Source organism: Vibrio comitans (assembly GCA_024346835.1).
Taxonomy (GTDB): domain Bacteria; phylum Pseudomonadota; class Gammaproteobacteria; order Enterobacterales; family Vibrionaceae; genus Vibrio; species Vibrio comitans.
This window is the reverse complement of the sequence record AP024866.1, coordinates 316382-334099: the sequence shown is the minus strand read 5'-3', so window position 1 is coordinate 334099 and position 17718 is coordinate 316382. Positions and strand designations below refer to the sequence as shown.

17 protein-coding genes are annotated in these 17718 nt (G+C 45.3%); 13 read left to right on the top strand and 4 right to left on the bottom strand.

Annotation, left to right across the window (positions count from 1 at the left end; all coding sequences use genetic code 11):
* The first annotated feature begins 66 nt into the window (after nucleotides 1-66).
* From OCU46_RS01595 to mgtE, 12 genes are all read left to right on the top strand, one after another.
* Nucleotides 67-1026 (top strand): calcium/sodium antiporter, encoded by a 960-nt coding sequence (locus OCU46_RS01595; protein WP_141273070.1) that lies wholly within the window; start codon nucleotides 67-69, stop codon nucleotides 1024-1026.
* Nucleotides 1027-1050: 24 nt separating this feature from the next.
* Nucleotides 1051-2025, top strand: coding sequence for an arabinose-5-phosphate isomerase KdsD (kdsD, locus tag OCU46_RS01590; protein ID WP_141273068.1), 975 nt, complete (start codon nucleotides 1051-1053; stop codon nucleotides 2023-2025).
* A gap of 3 nt (nucleotides 2026-2028) precedes the next feature.
* The gene (gene kdsC, locus OCU46_RS01585) at nucleotides 2029-2586 is read left to right on the top strand and encodes a 3-deoxy-manno-octulosonate-8-phosphatase KdsC (RefSeq protein ID WP_141273066.1); all 558 of its coding nucleotides are present in this window, start codon (nucleotides 2029-2031) and stop codon (nucleotides 2584-2586) included.
* Entirely contained in the window at nucleotides 2583-3146 is a 564-nt protein-coding gene (gene lptC / locus OCU46_RS01580) for an LPS export ABC transporter periplasmic protein LptC (protein WP_141273064.1), read from the top strand. Before kdsC ends, lptC begins: the two co-directional genes overlap by 4 nt.
* Nucleotides 3127-3633 carry a lipopolysaccharide transport periplasmic protein LptA gene (lptA, locus tag OCU46_RS01575; RefSeq protein WP_141273062.1) on the top strand — a complete coding sequence of 169 codons (507 nt, stop codon included), beginning with the start codon at nucleotides 3127-3129 and terminating at the stop codon, nucleotides 3631-3633. Before lptC ends, lptA begins: the two co-directional genes overlap by 20 nt.
* Before the next feature lie 7 nt (nucleotides 3634-3640).
* Entirely contained in the window at nucleotides 3641-4366 is a 726-nt protein-coding gene (gene lptB / locus OCU46_RS01570; RefSeq protein ID WP_141273060.1) for an LPS export ABC transporter ATP-binding protein, read from the top strand.
* A 27-nt stretch (nucleotides 4367-4393) separates the two neighbouring features.
* Complete coding sequence (locus OCU46_RS01565; protein ID WP_141273057.1) at nucleotides 4394-5845, top strand: RNA polymerase factor sigma-54; 1452 nt, start codon at nucleotides 4394-4396, stop codon at nucleotides 5843-5845.
* Between the two features lie 21 nt (nucleotides 5846-5866).
* Entirely contained in the window at nucleotides 5867-6154 is a 288-nt protein-coding gene (gene hpf, locus OCU46_RS01560) for a ribosome hibernation promoting factor (RefSeq protein ID WP_141273055.1), read from the top strand.
* Between the two features lie 2 nt (nucleotides 6155-6156).
* A complete protein-coding gene (gene ptsN / locus OCU46_RS01555; RefSeq protein WP_141273053.1) occupies nucleotides 6157-6624 on the top strand; it encodes a PTS IIA-like nitrogen regulatory protein PtsN in 468 nt (155 codons plus the stop codon).
* A gap of 4 nt (nucleotides 6625-6628) precedes the next feature.
* Entirely contained in the window at nucleotides 6629-7498 is an 870-nt protein-coding gene (gene rapZ / locus OCU46_RS01550; RefSeq protein WP_141273051.1) for an RNase adapter RapZ, read from the top strand.
* Complete coding sequence (locus OCU46_RS01545) at nucleotides 7495-7767, top strand: HPr family phosphocarrier protein (RefSeq protein ID WP_141273049.1); 273 nt, start codon at nucleotides 7495-7497, stop codon at nucleotides 7765-7767. Before rapZ ends, OCU46_RS01545 begins: the two co-directional genes overlap by 4 nt.
* 122 nt (nucleotides 7768-7889) lie before the next feature.
* Nucleotides 7890-9248 (top strand): magnesium transporter, encoded by a 1359-nt coding sequence (gene mgtE / locus OCU46_RS01540; protein ID WP_141273047.1) that lies wholly within the window; start codon nucleotides 7890-7892, stop codon nucleotides 9246-9248.
* Between the two features lie 139 nt (nucleotides 9249-9387).
* Here the strand turns inward: mgtE and pmbA are convergent, their stop codons facing one another.
* Nucleotides 9388-10731, bottom strand: coding sequence for a metalloprotease PmbA (gene pmbA, locus OCU46_RS01535; protein ID WP_141273121.1), 1344 nt, complete (start codon nucleotides 10729-10731; stop codon nucleotides 9388-9390).
* A gap of 130 nt (nucleotides 10732-10861) precedes the next feature.
* Here pmbA and yjgA point away from each other — a divergent pair, with 130 nt between their 5' ends.
* Entirely contained in the window at nucleotides 10862-11386 is a 525-nt protein-coding gene (gene yjgA / locus OCU46_RS01530) for a ribosome biogenesis factor YjgA (RefSeq protein WP_141273045.1), read from the top strand.
* A 152-nt stretch (nucleotides 11387-11538) separates the two neighbouring features.
* Here the strand turns inward: yjgA and tldD are convergent, their stop codons facing one another.
* The 3 genes from tldD to OCU46_RS01515 are packed head-to-tail and all read right to left on the bottom strand — an operon-like array spanning nucleotide 11539 to nucleotide 17715.
* Entirely contained in the window at nucleotides 11539-12984 is a 1446-nt protein-coding gene (tldD, locus tag OCU46_RS01525; RefSeq protein ID WP_141273043.1) for a metalloprotease TldD, read from the bottom strand.
* 3 nt (nucleotides 12985-12987) lie between these two features.
* The gene (locus tag OCU46_RS01520) at nucleotides 12988-13830 is read right to left on the bottom strand and encodes a carbon-nitrogen hydrolase family protein (protein WP_371858856.1); all 843 of its coding nucleotides are present in this window, start codon (nucleotides 13828-13830) and stop codon (nucleotides 12988-12990) included.
* A gap of 3 nt (nucleotides 13831-13833) precedes the next feature.
* Nucleotides 13834-17715 carry a YhdP family protein gene (locus tag OCU46_RS01515; protein WP_141273041.1) on the bottom strand — a complete coding sequence of 1294 codons (3882 nt, stop codon included), beginning with the start codon at nucleotides 17713-17715 and terminating at the stop codon, nucleotides 13834-13836.
* Between the last annotated feature and the right edge of the window lie 3 nt (nucleotides 17716-17718).

Genomic DNA, 17718 nt, shown 5'->3' with positions numbered 1-17718 from the left:
TCCCTTTTTGACAGCTTAACGTCAAAATCACTGTTTAACTCGCATCAATTAATAAAGAGTCCAATAATGATCGTAGCGATTTGTCTTCTTGTCGTCGGCTTAATCATGCTGGTATGGAGTGCCGATAGACTGGTATTCGGTTCCGCAGCGCTGGCCAGAAACTTCGGAATTTCTCCTCTCGTCATCGGTATGACCATTCTTGCTATGGGCTCTTCTGCTCCTGAGATGATGGTATCTGCAACCGCTGCTCTAGAAGGCAAAACCGATACTGCGGTAGGTAATGTACTGGGCTCGAACATTGCCAATATAGCCCTTATCCTCGGTATTACAGCGCTTGTTAAACCTCTTTCAGTAAGCTCGGGCGTTTTACGTCGTGAGCTGCCTCTAATGATAGGTGTGACCTTGATTGCCGGCGGCATCATGTGGAATCACTACCTAGGCTTCATGGAAGGTGTATTGCTGGTTGTTCTGTTCGCCGCATTCATCATCACTATGCTTCGTATCTCGCGCGCAGAAAAGCTCAAGGGCGACACCATGATCAGCGAGCAAGAATCTGAAGTTCCTGATGGCGTCGACAATAAGAAAGCCGCATTTTGGGTGGTTGTCGGTCTCATAGTTTTACCTATTTCAGCGGATCTGCTGGTCAACAACGCTGTGATCATTGCTAAGTACTTTGGAATGAGTGACTTGGTTATTGGCCTAACTATTATCGCCGTTGGTACCAGCCTGCCTGAACTAGCGGCCTCGCTTGCAGGTGTGATGAAAGGCGAAGATGACATGGCAGTGGGTAACATCATCGGCTCAAATGTATTTAACATTCTTGCTGTAATGGGTATTCCAGGTCTTCTTAATCCATCATTTCTTAACGAAGATGCGATGAATCGCGACTTTTGGGTGATGCTGGGTGTTTCTTTGCTATTGGTGGTCATGGCACTCGGTAAGTCCAGAAGCATTAACAGAATTGAAGGTAGTATTCTGTTCCTGTTATTTATCGCCTATCAAGGCTACTTGATCATGAACGTGTAGAATTGAGTATCAAAGGAATCAACCGTGTCTTCAAAATTTGACTATCAAAAAGCTGCACAAGAAGTTCTAGATATAGAAATTGCAGGACTGACTCAGCTATCTCAATATTTTAATGCCGATTTCAATCGTGCCTGTGATGCCATTTTAGAAAACAAACACGGCAAGGTCGTGGTAATGGGAATGGGCAAATCTGGCCATATAGGCAACAAGATTGCAGCAACGCTGGCGAGTACTGGTACCTCTGCCTTTTTTGTTCACCCTGGAGAAGCGGCGCACGGCGACCTTGGCATGATTGCTAAAGGGGACATTGTTATCGCCATTTCCAATTCTGGTGAATCCTCTGAGATTCTATCGCTGTTCCCGGTATTGAAACGGTTGAACATCCAGATCATTAGCATGACGGGTAAGCCAAACTCGAATATGGCTAAGCTGGGTGACATTCACCTGTGTATTGCCGTGCCTCAAGAAGCTTGCCCAAGAGAGTTGGCACCGACTAGCAGTACCACAGCAACCCTAGTTATGGGCGATGCTTTGGCTATGGCTCTAATGCAAGCAAGAGGCTTTACTGCTGAGGACTTTGCACTTTCTCATCCGGGTGGTGCACTAGGGCGCAAGTTGCTATTAAAATTAGAAAACATTATGCACACTGGCTCAGCAGTTCCTAAAGTTAAAGCAGATGCTTTGATTAAAGATGCCCTGATTGAAATCAGCCAAAAAGGCTTAGGCATGACGGCGATTGTTGATGATCAGGACAAAATACTAGGTATATTCACCGATGGTGATTTGCGACGCCTATTAGATAAGCGTATTGACATCCACAGCACCGAGATTGGTGATGTAATGTCAAAGAACCCAAGCTTTGCCTCGCCATCTCTATTGGCAGTTGAAGGGCTAAATATGATGCAGCAACGCAGCATCACGGCCTTGTTACTATGTGAAGATGATAAATTGGTTGGTGCCCTCAACATGCACGACCTTCTTAAAGCCGGAGTAATGTAATTCATGACTGAAATGGTCAACTCTCTATACGGTCCAGTTTCAAAACCTGTTTTTGCCATAGCAAAAGAGATCAAACTACTCATCTGTGATGTGGATGGCGTCTTCTCTGACGGTCTTGTTTACATGGGCAATGATGGTGAAGAATTAAAAACCTTTCACACCCGTGATGGCTATGGCGTGAAATCGCTTATGAACGCGGGTATTGAAGTTGCCATCGTCACAGGTCGCCGCTCACAAATCGTTGAAAACCGCATGCGCGCTTTAGGTATATCGCTTATCTATCAAGGCCAAGATGACAAAATCAAAGCCTACAACGACATCGTTGATAAACTAGGTATCCAGCCAGAACATACTGGGTACATCGGTGATGATCTCATCGATTGGCCCGTGATGGACAAGGTTGCCCTTAAAGTCTGCGTCAATGATGGGCACCCATTGCTGGTTCAGCGTGCCAACTACGTGACCAAGATTAAAGGCGGACACGGTGCAGTACGCGAAGTCTGCGATCTCATCCAGGAAGCTAGAGGTGAACTTGAGCAACACAAAGGCTTGAGCATATGACGGGTTCTCGCATTTTTCAGATAGTGCTAATCGGAGTTATCTGTTTTTCCGGTTACTACCTACTGACAAATCAAGAACAAGTGGTTATTCAGGTCGAGCCTAGTGCCGAGCTGCCGATGTTTACTGGGCGATTGGTCACGAATACCAATTATAACCAAGAGGGTATTCGTAATTACAAGATCACCTCAGAGAAGCTTGACCATTATGCCGACAGTGGTGACACCTTATTTGATAACATCGTGATGTATGTGTATCGTGAGGGGACTGTCGAAGAGTGGCAAGTAGTTTCAGATAAAGCCGTTTTAGATAACAATCATCACCTGACGCTGGAAGGCAATGTCATTGCGACCAACTTGCTTCCCGACGCCAGCTTTGAAACATTAACTACAGACAAAATGACTATTGAACTGGACACCAAAGACTTCAACTCTGATGTTCAGGTTACTCTCGAAGGGCCACAGTTTGTGAATATTGGCCAAGCAATGGAGGGAAATCTGGATGATAACGAAGCGGTGTTATTCAATAGTGTACAAGGGATCTATGAAAACTCTCAGCCTTAGTCTTTTACTAGGAATATTGCTGTCTCCTGCTGCTCTCGCGCTATCAACAGATTCAGAGCAGCCGGTTTACATCGACTCAGACAGTCAGCACCTCGATATGAAGAGCAACAAAGTGACCTTTATTGGCGATGTAAAAATGCGCCAAGGAAGCATCAACGTTGAGGGTGATAAAGTCATTGTATTCCGTAACCCCGAAGATGGCTCAATCAAAGAAATCGAAGCCTATGGAGAGCTAGCTAAGTTCTCTCAGCTTACTGATGATGGTAAAACCATTCGCGGTCACGCAGAAGAACTTTACTACAACATGGCAGAAGACCAATTAACTATGGTCAAGCAGGCGATGCTGGCTCAGGATGACAGCACCATTAGTGGTCAGCGCATCAAATACCATATCACTACCGAGAAAATGATCGCTGAAAGTGGCGAAGGCTCTCGAGTTTCAACGGTATTACAGCCACAACCTAAACAGCCAAAAGAGAAGAAATAGTCAACCTATGGCAATACTCAAAGCTGAACACCTAGCGAAAAGCTACAAAAACCGCAAAGTGGTTGCTGACGTGAGTCTGCAAGTAGAATCAGGACAAATTGTTGGCCTACTAGGCCCTAACGGTGCAGGCAAAACGACATCGTTTTACATGATAGTAGGTCTAGTGGCTCGCGATGAAGGCCAAATCCTCATTGACGACCAAGACATTAGTATTCTTCCTATGCATAGCCGCTCTAGAATGGGTATCGGCTACTTGCCTCAGGAAGCGTCTATATTCAGAAAGCTTTCTGTTGAAGATAACATCTATGCTGTGTTGCAAACTCGCAATGAAATATCCAAACAAGAGCGAGATGAGAAGCTAGAAGAATTGCTCGACGAGTTTAATATTCAGCACATTCGTAAAAGTAACGGCATGGCACTTTCTGGTGGTGAACGTCGACGCGTAGAAATCGCCAGAGCACTAGCAGCAAACCCACAGTTTATCTTGTTAGATGAACCGTTTGCTGGCGTAGACCCAATATCCGTCATCGACATCAAAAAGATCATTGAACATTTAAGAGACCGTGGCCTAGGTGTTCTCATCACAGACCACAACGTGCGTGAAACCCTAGACGTATGTGAACGCGCATACATTGTTAGCCAAGGACACCTAATAGCAGAAGGAACCCCTGAGCAAGTCCTAAGCAACGAGCAGGTTAAGAAAGTTTACCTGGGTGAACAGTTCCGTCTATAGACGGTTCGTTTCGGGCGACTCATTATCATGAAAGCGGCATTACAACTCAAATTCGGTCAGCAACTCGCAATGACCCCTCAGTTGCAGCAAGCCATTAGACTGCTGCAATTGTCGAGCCTTGAGCTTCAGCAAGAGATTCAGGAAGCCCTAGATTCCAATCCACTTCTTCAAGTTGTAGAAGACAATAACCAAACAGACGAAAAAACAGAATCATCGCAAGAAACACCCACAGAAACCGTAACAGAAGCAAGTGCTCAAGATAGCGCTGAACTGATGGCAGCTAATTCCATTAGTGAAGACTTGGCGATGGATACTTCTTGGGAAGATGTTTACAGCTCTAACTCTGGTAATACCGGCATCGCAGCGGATGATGAATTACCAATTTATCAAGGCGAGACTCAAACTAGCCTTTATGATCATCTGTTATGGCAACTAGAGCTAACTCCCTTTACCGAGACTGACCACGCTATTGCGATAGCCATTATTGATGCTATCGATGACAGAGGCTTTTTAACCCTTTCCACTGCCGATATTACTGCGAGCTTGTCTCTTCCTGATATCGAAGAAGATGAAACCGTAGCAGTACTCAAACGTGTTCAACAATTTGAGCCTTTAGGCGTGGGCTCGCGTAACCTACAAGAGTGTTTGTTGCTGCAACTGAATGCTCTACCTGACGACACTCCACGTAAGCAACAGGCTTGCGAGATCTTAGAAAACTATATCGATCATTTAGCCAATCGCGACTACAAAATGATCGTTAAAGAAACTAAGCTCAAAGAGAGTGATTTGATCGCGGTTTTACAGCTTATTCAGCAGTTAGATCCGCGACCAGGAAGCCAAATTGGTGAAAACGACATCGAGTATGTGATACCGGATGTCAACGTGATCAAAGTGAATGGTAAGTGGACGGTCTTTCTCAATAATACGAGTACGCCTAAGCTAGAAGTTAACCAGCATTACGCGACCATCACTGGTGCAAATAGCGATGACAATCAATACATCAAAGACCAGCTTCAAGAAGCAAAGTGGCTAATTAAAAGTTTAGAGAGTCGTAATGATACTCTGCTCAAAGTCGCAAGATGCATCGTCGAGACCCAACAAGAGTTTTTCGACAAGGGTGAAGAAGCAATGCAACCGATGATATTGAACGACGTCGCGCAAGCTATTGATATGCACGAATCGACTATTTCACGTGTCACAACTCAGAAATATATGCACACACCGCGCGGTATTTTTGAGCTAAAATATTTCTTCTCAAGTCACGTCAGCAATGATGAAGGTGAGGACAAGTCTTCAACAGCTATCAGAGCATTAATCAAAAAATTGGTAGCCGAAGAGAATAGCGCCAAACCGTTGAGCGATAACAAAATTGCCACCCTACTCGCTGAACAAGGGGTGAAGGTAGCAAGACGCACCGTGGCAAAATACCGTGAATCACTAGGTATTGCCCCATCGAGTCAGCGAAAACGCCTAGTTTAGGCATCACTAGAAGGAACGCTTATGCAAATCAATATCAAAGGCCACCATGTAGAGCTTACTGAGTCACTTCAAGAGTACGTTGATACCAAGTTTCAAAAATTAGAGCGTTTCTTCGAGCACATCACCAATGTGCATGTGATCCTAAAACTCGAGAAAGTTAATCATATCGCAGAAGCCACACTACACGTTAGCCAAGGCGATATTCACGCTGCTGCAGAAGAAGAAAACATGTACGCAGCTATCGATGCACTAGTTGATAAGCTAGTACGCCAGCTGACCAAGCATAAAGAAAAGTTAAGTAATCACTAACCATGCAAATTAATGAAGTATTGTCGTTGGACTGCACTAAAAGTGCAGTCCATTGTACGAGTAAGAAGCGCGCACTAGAACTCATCAGCCAAATTGCAGCTACACACACAGGTCATGATTCAACAGACCTATTTGAATGTATGCTGGGCAGAGAAAAACTAGGTAGTACAGGCATAGGCAACGGAATCGCTATTCCTCACGCGCGCATGAGTAATTCAGACAAGGCGATTGCTGTACTACTACAGTGTGATGAAGCCATTGAATTTGATGCCATCGATAATCGTCCGGTTGACCTGTTATTTGCGCTACTTGTCCCTGAAGACCAGTGTAAAGAACACCTTAAAACGCTTTCTTGTATGGCTGAACGACTCAACGACAAGAAAGTTCTCAAGCAGCTTCGTCATGCCAAGTCCGACGAAGAGCTATTCGAGATCATGATCTCCGAATCGATTGAGTGCCCAAAGGAATAAAAGCATGTCCGAACCACGCCAGCTAGTTGTTGTCAGCGGTAACTCCGGTGGTGGCAAGAGTGTAGCCTTACGTGCCCTAGAGGATATTGGCTACTACTGTGTTGATAACCTTCCGGTAACGCTACTTAGCGCCTTTGTTGATGGCTTGAGCCCACAACAGAGAAGAGTTGCCGTAAGCATAGATATTCGCAACCTACCGACAAACCCTAGCCAAGTGGCTGCGGTACTGACCACCCTTGATGATTCAGTTCAGGTAACAGTGTTATACCTTGAAGCCAATGAAGAAACACTGGTTAAGCGTTACAGTGAAACCCGAAGGATCCACCCACTCTCTCTCGTTGAAGATTCACGCTCGTTGCAACAAGCCATAGTGGAAGAGAAGCGACTTCTCTCAGGGCTTAAAGAGCAAGCTGATTTGGTCACCGATAGCAGTAAACTCTCTATTCATGAATTGAGTGAGATGGTGCGCAAGCGTATTTTGGGTCGCGATGGTCAAGAGTTGGTGATGGTGTTCCAATCCTTTGGCTTCAAACACGGCCTACCTTCTGATGTGGATTATGTGTTTGATGTTCGATTCCTGCCCAACCCTCACTGGGAGCCTGAATTACGTCCTCTCACGGGCTTAGATAAACCTATTCAGGACTACCTATTTGGCTTTGAAGATGTGGTTGAACTCAAACAGCAAATACAAACTTTCATTGAACGCTGGTTGCCGTCTCTAGAGAAGAATAATCGCAGTTATCTTACCGTAGCTATAGGCTGTACTGGCGGTAAGCATCGCTCCGTTTTTCTGACACAACAAATCGGTGAATACTTTCAAAATCAAGGCCAACACGTCCTAATTCGTCACAACGAATTGGAGAAAAGCCAATGACAGAGTCTCGCACCCTGCTCATCGTCAATAAACTAGGCTTACATGCGCGCGCTGCCGTTAAATTGGTAGAGCTAGCGCAAAGCTTCGATGCAAAAGTCAGTGTTCACAACGAAGAAAGTAGCGCCGAAGCAGACAGTGTTATGGCCTTGCTAATGCTAGAATCAGCTCAAGGTGAACACGTGACTGTCACTGCAGACGGTGCTGATGCATCGCAAGCTCTTGACGCTATTTGCTCTCTTATCGAAGGTAAATTTGAGGAAGACGAATAGTTTTCGTCCACTCAAATTAATTTCTTCTTTTAGCCCTAATAACTTATTAACCCCTTGAATAAAATAAGCTAATATCCTTCTATTAAACTATTCAGTGAACAAAAAACTAACGGAGGCAAATAATGGCGGAACAGATCGAGTTTGATCAAGCCCACCAAACGCTCCAAGAAGTTAGTGATGCACTGGATAACGGTCGCTTTGTCTTCGTACGACGCCAACTGCAAAGTATGGAGCCAGAGGACATTGCACATCTCCTCGAAGCCTCTCCAAGAAAAAGCCGTGAAGTATTGTGGCAACTCACCGATCCCGAAGACTACGGTGAGATTCTTGATGAATTAAGCGAAGACGTTAAAGATAACCTCGTTTCCAAAATGGCCCCTGGTAAGCTTGCAGAAGCCACCGAGGGTATGGATACCGATGATGTCGCCTACGTACTTCGAAGCCTGCCAGATGACGTCTCACAGCAAGTTCTAGGCCAAATGGATGCAGCGGATCGACTTCGCGTTGAAACTGCCCTTTCTTATCCAGAAGATACCGCTGGCGGGATAATGAATACCGACGTAACCACTATTCGTGGTGATGTCGATATTGACGTAGTGCTTCGCTACATGAGAATGAAAGGCGAACTGCCCGAGGCAACGGATACCCTCTATGTTATTGATAATGATGATCGACTCATCGGTAACCTATCACTAACTACACTGCTGACTACTCAGCCCGACATTCCCGTCATTGACGTAATGGAAGATGCCGATGAGGCGATCTCTGTTGACCTCAGTGATACCGATGTTGCTAGTCTGTTTGAGCGTCGAAACTGGGTATCGGCCCCTGTGGTCGATGAGAATCAACACCTAGTCGGCCGTATCACTATCGATGACGTGGTGGATATTATTCGTGAAGACGCCGAGCACTCAATGATGAGTATGGCTGGTCTTGATGATGACGAAGATACCTTTGCTCCTGTAGTGAAGTCAGCGCGTCGCCGAAGCGTATGGCTCGGAGCGAATGTTCTAGCTGCATTAGCTGCAGCTTCTGTTTCAAACATGTTTGAGGCAACCCTCGAGCAAATGGCAGCGATTGCTATCTTAATGACTATCGTGCCATCAATGGGCGGTGTTGCCGGCAACCAAACCGTGGCGCTGGTTATTCGTGGCTTGGCATTAGGTCATATCGGTGACAGTAACCGCAAAGAACTATTGATGAAAGAGGCTGCTATTGGCTTCTTAAACGGCATCCTATGGGCTCTGATCATTGGTGCAATTGTTGTGTTCTGGAAGAGTGATTGGATGCTAGGCATGATCATCTCAGCAGCTATGCTAACCAATCTATTCATAGCGGGCGTTGCCGGTGTAACCGTACCGATTGTGCTGAAAAAGATGAATATCGACCCTGCGCTAGCGGGGGGTATGGCCCTAACAACCATTACTGATGTTATTGGCCTATCGGTATTCCTTGGTTTAGCGACAGTGTTTTTGCTGTAGGAATTTGGTTATAAGGGCATCAAGATAACTGAATCTAATTTTTCAGCTTAAATCTCTTTATAGTTCGCCCTTAAATATCAAATTTAATCCAATAAAAAACGAGCCAAACGGCTCGTTTTTCTGTCACTGATTACTGGGCTTAAGCGCCTGCAACCTTCATCGATTCAATCAGCATCGAGCCTGTTTGGATTTGAGAGCGAGTCTCCACATCGTTACCTACGGCAACAATTTTCTGGAACATATCTTTTAGGTTACCAGCGATTGTGACCTCTGATACAGGGTATTGGATCACGCCATTTTCAACCCAGAAGCCTGCCGCACCGCGAGAGTAATCACCCGTTACGCCATTAACGCCCTGTCCCATCAACTCAGTGACCAAGAAACCTGTGTCTAGCTCTTTGAGCATCGCTTGATAATCTTGACCTGTAGATTGAACAAACCAGTTGTGAATACCACCAGCATGCCCAGTTGTGGTCATACCCAGTTTACGTGCGGAATAGCTCGTTAGTAGATAGGTCGCAAGCTTGCCATCGGTGATGATATCGTAATCTTTGGTCTGTACACCCTCGCTATCAAACGGAGTTGATGCTAAACCGCGCAGCAGATGTGGTTTCTCATTGATATTGAACCACTCTGGCAATATTTGCTTGCCTAGATGATCCAGTAAGAAAGAAGACTTACGATACAAACTGCCACCACTGATTGCTGTGACCAAGTGGCCCATCAGGCCTGTTGCAACTTCCGCCGCAAACATAATCGGATATTCACCGGTTTCAATTTGACGAGCATCGAGACGGTCTACGGTTCTTTGAGCCGCTTTCAAACCAACGTCTTTCGCTGACCACAGATCTTCAGCACGACGCGCCACACTATAGCTATAGTCACGCTCCATATCGCCGGTAGCGCCTGCACCAATCACACAGCAACTTACGCTATGACGACTAGATGGATAGCTAGCTAACACGCCGTGAGAGTTGCCGTACACTCGAATACCATAGTGAGTATCGTAGCTTGCACCATCACTTTGCTTGATCTTATCGCTGTAGCTAAGTGCCGCTTGTTCAGCCTCAATGGCGATTTGAGCTATTTGGTCAGGGTCTGGCTCGTAAGGGTGGAAAAGATCCAGGTCTTTTATCTCTTTGACCATAAGCTCAGCAGGAGCTGGACCTGCACACGGGTCTTCAGAGGTATACTTTGCAATATCTAGAGCGGCTGCCACGGTTTGCGCGATAGCTTTTTCGCTCAAGTCAGAAGTAGAGGCACTGCCCTTCTTTTGACCTCGGTAAACTGTGATACCCAGAGCACCGTCGCTATTAAACTCGACGTTCTCCACTTCACACATACGAGTGGATACACTGAGACCGGTAGATTTGTTGATCGCAACCTCAGCACCATCGGCTTCGGCAGAGGCTAAACTCAATGCTTTTGAGACAGCTTCTTCTAATTCTACTTTTTGTTGGGCAATTTGTTGTCTAGCGTCCATAGTTAAATCAAATATTTGCAGGCAATAAAGGTTAGAATAACAAGCTTTTCGCATTCTCCCCACTTTGTTTGGTAAAATAAACGACATTAAGCGAAATACGCATTAAGAATTGAGTAACTAAGAGCAGATTATGGCCAGAAAAAATCAGAAAGCCCCTTGGGAAGAAGAAGAGGAAATCATTTGGGTAAGTAAAACCGAAATGAAAGAGGACATGGAAGCCCTGCAAAAGCTAGGTGAAGAGCTTGTAGGCTTAAAACCTTCAGTGCTGGAGAAGTTTCCATTGCCTGATAGCCTAGCTGAAGCGATTAAAGATGCTCAGCGTTTTAATAAAGAAGCAAAGCGTCGCCAATTACAGTTCATTGGCAAGCTGATGAGACAAATTGAAGTTGAACCAATTCAAGCTGCGCTCGATAAACACCGCAACAAGCACTCACAGGCTTCATCTGAGCTGCATAAGCTAGAAGCGTTGCGTGATCGTGTGGTTGAAAATGGCGACTCTGCAATTGAAGAAGTGTTAAACCAGTTCCCATCAGCAGACAGACAGCGCTTACGTCAGTTAGCTCGTCAAGCCAACAAAGAGAAGAAAGCGAGCAAGCCACCTAAGGCTTATCGTGAGATCTTTCAGGTGCTGAAAGAGTTAAACGAAGAAGTTTAAAGATTTAAAATCAACGTCATCCTGAACCTTGATTCAGGACCTTAGGTACAGCCCTAGCTTGTATTTTATAGATAACTAGTTAGTTCTGCACTTTCTAAGGTCCTGGATAGCCGCTGGGCGGCTTCCAGGATGACGATTTGAGGTCGCTCGACCTAATCAGTACCACCTACCGTAATACTGTCTAACTTCAATGTAGGCTGGCCAACACCCACAGGGACGCTTTGTCCAGCCTTGCCACACACACCAACGCCTTTATCTATCTGTAGGTCATTACCTACCATAGAGACCTGTTGCATCGCCTCAATACCAGAACCGACCAAAGTAGCGCCCTTTACTGGACGAGTAATTTTGCCGTCTTCGATCAAATAAGCTTCTGAGGTTGAGAACACGAATTTACCAGACGTAATATCAACCTGACCACCAGCAAAGCTTGGGGCATAAATGCCCTTCTTCACGGTAGAAATGATCTCTTCAGGAGTATGTTGACCTGGTAGCATGTAGGTATTGGTCATGCGAGGCATAGGAAGATGAGCGAATGACTCACGACGACCATTCCCCGTTGGCGCAACACCCATTAAACGAGCATTCAACTTATCTTGCATGTATCCCTTCAGAACACCATTCTCAATCAGGGTATTGTATTGCCCTTCTACACCTTCATCATCAATATTCAAAGAACCACGACGATCCATCATGGTGCCATCATCAACGATAGTACAAAGATCTGACGTCACCTTCTCGCCAACCTTGCCAGAGAATACCGATGACTGCTTACGGTTAAAATCACCTTCTAGACCGTGCCCAACTGCTTCATGAAGTAACACGCCCGGCCAGCCAGCACCAAGCACAACAGGCATAGCGCCTGCAGGTGCCGCGTCCGATTCAAGGTTAACAAGAGCAAGGCGAATTGCCTCATCAGCCATGTGCGTAGCCACAGTTTTATCTCCATCCATTGCTAGGAATCGTTGATAGTCATAACGACCACCGCCACCTGATGAGCCACGTTCACGACGCTCTCTGCGCTGGGCCAATACACTAATAGATAGACGCACTAGTGGACGAATATCTGTTGCATAAGTGCCATCCGTTGCAGCAACCAATACCTGCTCGTAAACACCACTGATACTGATATTCACTTCTGATACCAAAGGCTCTTTCGTACGAATGTAGACGTCTAGCTCTTTCAGCAAATCGATCTTCTGTTGCTTTTCCAGACTTTGTAATGGATTTACACCCGAATAGTGCTGATGAGAATTGTGTCGAGAAAATGCCTGCACTTGAGCTGTTTGCCCTTGCTTGGCAATACCACGTGCTGCAATTGCACTTTGCTTTAAGCTATCAGCCTGAATTTGATCTGAATAAGCAAAACCTGTTTTCTCTCCACTTACCGCTCTAACACCAACACCTCTATCAATGTTGAATGAGCCATCCTTGATAATGCTGTCTTCCAAAACTAGTGTTTCATGCCAGCTTGATTGGAAATAAACATCTGCGTAATCGATATCTCGAGTAGCGATCATAGAAAGCGTATTGCTTACATCCTGCTCAGTAAGGCCTGTAGGGGCTAGCAGTTCTTGTTCTACTTGTTCAATAGTCATAATCTACTCTTTATCCTCATTATTGATGAGGTTAGAAATTTTCTGATGTGAAGCGACAGGCATTGCCTTGCGAACCTTCTCCACTTGATGTAATTCAATGTCGGCTACTAAATTGCACGGGGTCATAGCCCCCTGTGTGACGATTTTTCCCCATGGGTCAATTACCATAGAGTGTCCCCAAGTTTGTCTGTTGGCTGAGTGGTAGCCACACTGCCCAACACCAATTACCCAAGCTTGGTTTTCAATAGCTCTAGCGCGAAGTAATACTTCCCAATGCGCCTCTCCCGTGACCGCAGTAAAAGCCGCAGGCACGAGAATAATCTCGGCACCCTGCTCTCGCAGAAGGTTATACAAATGCGGAAATCTTAGGTCATAACAGATCGAAAGCCCCAACCTTCCTACGGGCGTGTCGATGACTTGTGGTTGTATGCCATGAGAAAAACAATCGGACTCTCTATAGCTACCATGTTCATCTTCAACCTCTACATCAAACAAGTGCATCTTGTTGTAATGTGCGACTAACTCTCCGTTATCATCAAATACTAAGCTCGCAGAATAAAGGTGCGTCGCATTGCTGCGTATAGGAAAAGAACCAATCACAATCCAAGTTTGCAGCTCTTTTGCTAATTGCGCCAATTTGGATTGAATTGACCCAGAGTTCAACTCTTCCGCGATACCTTGATATGCCTGTGCATTATCAAACAACAAGCTGTTCTCTGGTGTCACAATCAGCTGACAACCTTGTTTGGTCAACCCTCGCAACTGCTGCTCAATGAACTGCAAATTCTCAGTAACATCATTGCCTGATGTCATCTGAATCAAACCTATCCTTGGTTTATCCATCATGAGTTATTTTCCCTGTGATTGAAGCTGCTTTGGAACCTCGTAATCAGCTTTACGACGAGACTTCTCTTTAACTTGAGGTGCGTTCATTGGGCCTTTAACCTCATACGTAACTTGGGTGATAACCTCAATAACTGGCGCTACCACCGTACTTATTGCCAATACATAAAGAGCAGTCTGAGGTGCTACAGCAAAAGCGGTTAGCATAGGTATACCTGACGTAACATCCGGTTTAAACGTAACTTCCGCATCCACCATCTGAGTGTTCAAGTTGGCTAAACCACGGATAGTCATATCCCCAGAAATAGAGTCCATCTTCAGGTCATTAGTAACAAAAATACCATTTTCTACCTTACCTGTACCCTTGATAGAATCGAACGCTAAACCATCGTCAAATACATCACTGAAATCCAGCTGCATACGTCTAATAATAGAATCGAGGCTAAACATACCCAAAAGCTTGGCCGCGCCTCCGACATCCGAGATAACACCACGACCAAGCTCTGCTTTGAGCGTGCCGTTAATGGTGTCGACTTGCATATTCCAGGGAGAGCCTTTCCACTCTAATGATGAGTTCAGGTTAAACGAGGCCTTCTGTATACCTGAATCAATGCCAAAGCGCGCCATAATTTCAGAGTTATCTTCGCCTTCCATACTTAAACCAAGATGCGTTGTACTATCATCATCGGTCAGCTCCCACCAACCATTGGCTAACACACTTGATGTGCCACTGGTAAAATTGGCTTTATCCCAAACGATGCGCTGGCCATCATGGTTCATCACCACATCAACCTTACCCACCTTGTAACCCTGCATCCAAAAATCGTCGATCTTTAGATCAAGGTTAGGCATTTTCTCGAAGAACTTTCGGTCAAAATCGGTAATGAGTGGTTTAGTGTCATCCTTCCTCTCTTTGACCTCAGTTTTAGCGACAGACTCTTTAACGAGACTCTTTGGTTCTGCGAAATAAAGCTGCAGAAGTGACAGATCAATCCCTAAATCAGAACCGTCATATTCAGCCTTACCTTTTACTTGCGAGCTGTCTATGTTGTATAGCCACTGATTGCCTCTCTTACGAGCAAGAAAATCCACCTCATTCCAATCCAAACCACCAACTTTAATGCTATTGGTCTGCACTTGAATACGTTGTGGGACAGGAAATTCTGGAGCGTTAAGCTCACTAAGGATAGGCTTAGGTCCTACACTTGGTCGCTCCAATGCAGCAACCCATTCATCTAGATTAAACTCTGGCAAGCGTAGCGAAGCATGATGCCCCACAATAGGGCTTACTCGGAAACTGCCCGAGCCAATCACAGTATTGGTTGCTTCAAGAACAGGTCTTCCCTGAGTGATATCAATCTCAGTCTGAAATTTAGCGGTAGGAAGCTGTAGCCTAGCTGAAATCGACTCCTGATTGCCAGAAGCCTGCATTCGAGCCTGCCAGTTATCTCCAATCTTTTTGTTCATTGGTGCAGGATAGGTGCTCGCAAGCGAGGTCAGATTGGCTTTGGCATCTATCTGATAGGTAAAACCAACATCGTTAATCTGTAAATCGATCCCCATGTTCCATGGAGCATGTCCTGATATAGGCTCGAGCCAAGTCTTACCCAGATAAGGAACAAGCGGTTCAGCATGCCAATCACCGATAAGGTCAATCCTTGTGTCGTAACTCGACTCTGCATTTTGCCCAACGAAGTCCAAAGTAATCGGTTGTTCTAGCAAATTAGCGCTTATCCCCGATGAACGGACAACGTCATTATCAAATTCAATTCGACCCGATGCCTTTTTCAGTAGCATTGGTGGCGCCGTAATATTGATGTCATTCTCACTAAGATCGGCGTATCCCCAAGCTCTAGACTCCTGGTTTTCATTAAAAGGAATCTTAAGTTGGAACTGGGATTCTACCTGTCCCTTGATATCAACGGTCGTTAGCACCGCACCAACAGAGCCAACGAGTGGAGAGGCACTCATATAATCTCGAACGTCCTTTCCTTCTGCTTTGGCTGCCGCAAAAATTTCGATATGCCCATTCCCATACATGCGAGGGATCTGGCCTGAAATACGATCAGCCTGAATATTGAGAAGCTTGGCATCTCTCGAGTCCAGGAACATGGTCTCGTTTTGGAACAGCAAATCTAGCTGCATATCGGTCAATGGTGGCCATGCAGTACTAAAGCTAAATTTGGTTTGGCGTAGCGGCACCCATGCTTGAAAAATGCCACTATTGTCGTTGTATGGGAAGCTAGACAACTCGCCATACCAGAGCAGTTTTGCTGTTTTTACTCGACCGCCTTGAATACCCGCAGAGAGGTAATCGGTAAGGCCTCGCCCTAAAGCAAGAGTTGGTAAGTAACGCCAAGTTTGTCCCGCATTCGCCAAATCAGCTTCTGCATAGAAAGATAAAAATGCAGGAGCATCCTTTGGAAAATCGAGCTTGAAGGCACCCAATACTTGTAGGTCTGGAGTAGCAGCGGTGACTTTATCTGACCATAGACTCCAGCCGTTATCATCTGACTGCCAGACAATATCAACCTCTGCTTGACGTATCTTAAGCGGAGCTTGGAACACCTCGCCATAAGGAAGCGTGTCATCAAGCATAGTGACGGTTGCCTTGGCCAGATCTGAGCGACCAAATATTTTCGCTTCTAAGGTATGAAATCCTGGGATCAGTTCCCAGTAATTCATACGACCATCTTTTACCTTAGCCGAATAACGAAGCGTCTCTATGCCCTTGCCCATTGAGACACGAATATCTTCAACCGTACCGCCAAGGCGAACAGTATCCACCCACTCTTCGCTCTTCTCCATGTCAGGCAGTAGATCAAGGATAGGGGTAATGCTTTCTAGCTTTATTTGGTTTGCATTCAGTCTCCATTTTTCTGGAGACCACTGAAATGCGACATTCAAATCCGGCCAAGAGGTACCATTTGAACTAAATGCTAAGTCTTGTGCGTTTAACTGCCAGCCTTTCTCTGTAGGGTCGAGTTTTACTACACCACCCTCAATAGAGATGGCGTTAGGGATATTATCCTTATCACGCCATGCTAATTCTGAGGGTGATATTTCAAGATAGGCATCAACCGGTTGGTTATGCTGCAGAGAAATCCAAGTGTTAAGGCTAACTCTGCCCTTATCAATAATTACACCATCAGCAAGATAAGGAGATACCCAAGGGGTAACATCAAAGTTATTACCTTGCAGATAAAAATCACCGCTGATATCAGATAAACCATCATGATCATAAAAGTCAGCAATAACACTTACGCTATTAAGCTGAACATCTTTGATGCTCACTACACCATCAGCGCGGTGTCGGTTGTCATCATTACGCCAACTCAGTTTTTCAATCTCTACCTCACGCACATCACCAGAAATGTCAGTAAACACTATGGTTGAGTTAGTAAGTGCAAACTCACTTAGCTGACGCAGTACTAGGTTTTCGAGACTCTTGAGTAATTGCTGCTCTCCCTTTTCAGAAGAATCAGATGGCTCAGGGTTCGAACTAAATAGGTCGATGTCGCTGATATCAATATGCAAACCATCAACAGTCAACTCACTGACTTTAGGTTGAAGGTTTAGCAATGAATCGATCAGGTCAAATTCAGCGCGCACCTCTCCAACAGAGAAAGCTTTAACGCCTTTAGGTATGTCGGCCTCTAGGCCTGAAAGAGAGAGAGATGGGTGAGTATTTTTCCAATAACCATGAACTTCACCAATAGTGAAGTTCAGTCCAGAGACTTGGTTGAACCAACTTTGAATATCGTCTTGATAGTTATCTAGGCGAGGTAAAGCAACGCGTAAAGCGGTGACTAGCACCGCTAACGAAACAAAGATAAAGACCAGTAACGATAAAAATAATCGCTCTAGTCGAACTGCGAATGACGCCAATGA

What these genes read in the sequence shown, in the direction of transcription:
- OCU46_RS01595 (WP_141273070.1), top strand. Translation starts at nt 67, where the DNA reads ATGATCGTAGCGATTTGTCTTCTTGTCGTCGGCTTAATCATGCTGGTA.
- kdsC (WP_141273066.1), top strand. Translation starts at nt 2,029, where the DNA reads ATGACTGAAATGGTCAACTCTCTATACGGTCCAGTTTCAAAACCTGTT.
- lptC (WP_141273064.1), top strand. Translation starts at nt 2,583, where the DNA reads ATGACGGGTTCTCGCATTTTTCAGATAGTGCTAATCGGAGTTATCTGT.
- lptA (WP_141273062.1), top strand. Translation starts at nt 3,127, where the DNA reads ATGAAAACTCTCAGCCTTAGTCTTTTACTAGGAATATTGCTGTCTCCT.
- lptB (WP_141273060.1), top strand. Translation starts at nt 3,641, where the DNA reads ATGGCAATACTCAAAGCTGAACACCTAGCGAAAAGCTACAAAAACCGC.
- OCU46_RS01565 (WP_141273057.1), top strand. Translation starts at nt 4,394, where the DNA reads ATGAAAGCGGCATTACAACTCAAATTCGGTCAGCAACTCGCAATGACC.
- hpf (WP_141273055.1), top strand. Translation starts at nt 5,867, where the DNA reads ATGCAAATCAATATCAAAGGCCACCATGTAGAGCTTACTGAGTCACTT.
- ptsN (WP_141273053.1), top strand. Translation starts at nt 6,157, where the DNA reads ATGCAAATTAATGAAGTATTGTCGTTGGACTGCACTAAAAGTGCAGTC.
- rapZ (WP_141273051.1), top strand. Translation starts at nt 6,629, where the DNA reads ATGTCCGAACCACGCCAGCTAGTTGTTGTCAGCGGTAACTCCGGTGGT.
- OCU46_RS01545 (WP_141273049.1), top strand. Translation starts at nt 7,495, where the DNA reads ATGACAGAGTCTCGCACCCTGCTCATCGTCAATAAACTAGGCTTACAT.
- mgtE (WP_141273047.1), top strand. Translation starts at nt 7,890, where the DNA reads ATGGCGGAACAGATCGAGTTTGATCAAGCCCACCAAACGCTCCAAGAA.
- pmbA (WP_141273121.1), bottom strand. Translation starts at nt 10,731, where the DNA reads ATGGACGCTAGACAACAAATTGCCCAACAAAAAGTAGAATTAGAAGAA.
- yjgA (WP_141273045.1), top strand. Translation starts at nt 10,862, where the DNA reads ATGGCCAGAAAAAATCAGAAAGCCCCTTGGGAAGAAGAAGAGGAAATC.
- tldD (WP_141273043.1), bottom strand. Translation starts at nt 12,984, where the DNA reads ATGACTATTGAACAAGTAGAACAAGAACTGCTAGCCCCTACAGGCCTT.
- OCU46_RS01520 (WP_371858856.1), bottom strand. Translation starts at nt 13,830, where the DNA reads ATGATGGATAAACCAAGGATAGGTTTGATTCAGATGACATCAGGCAAT.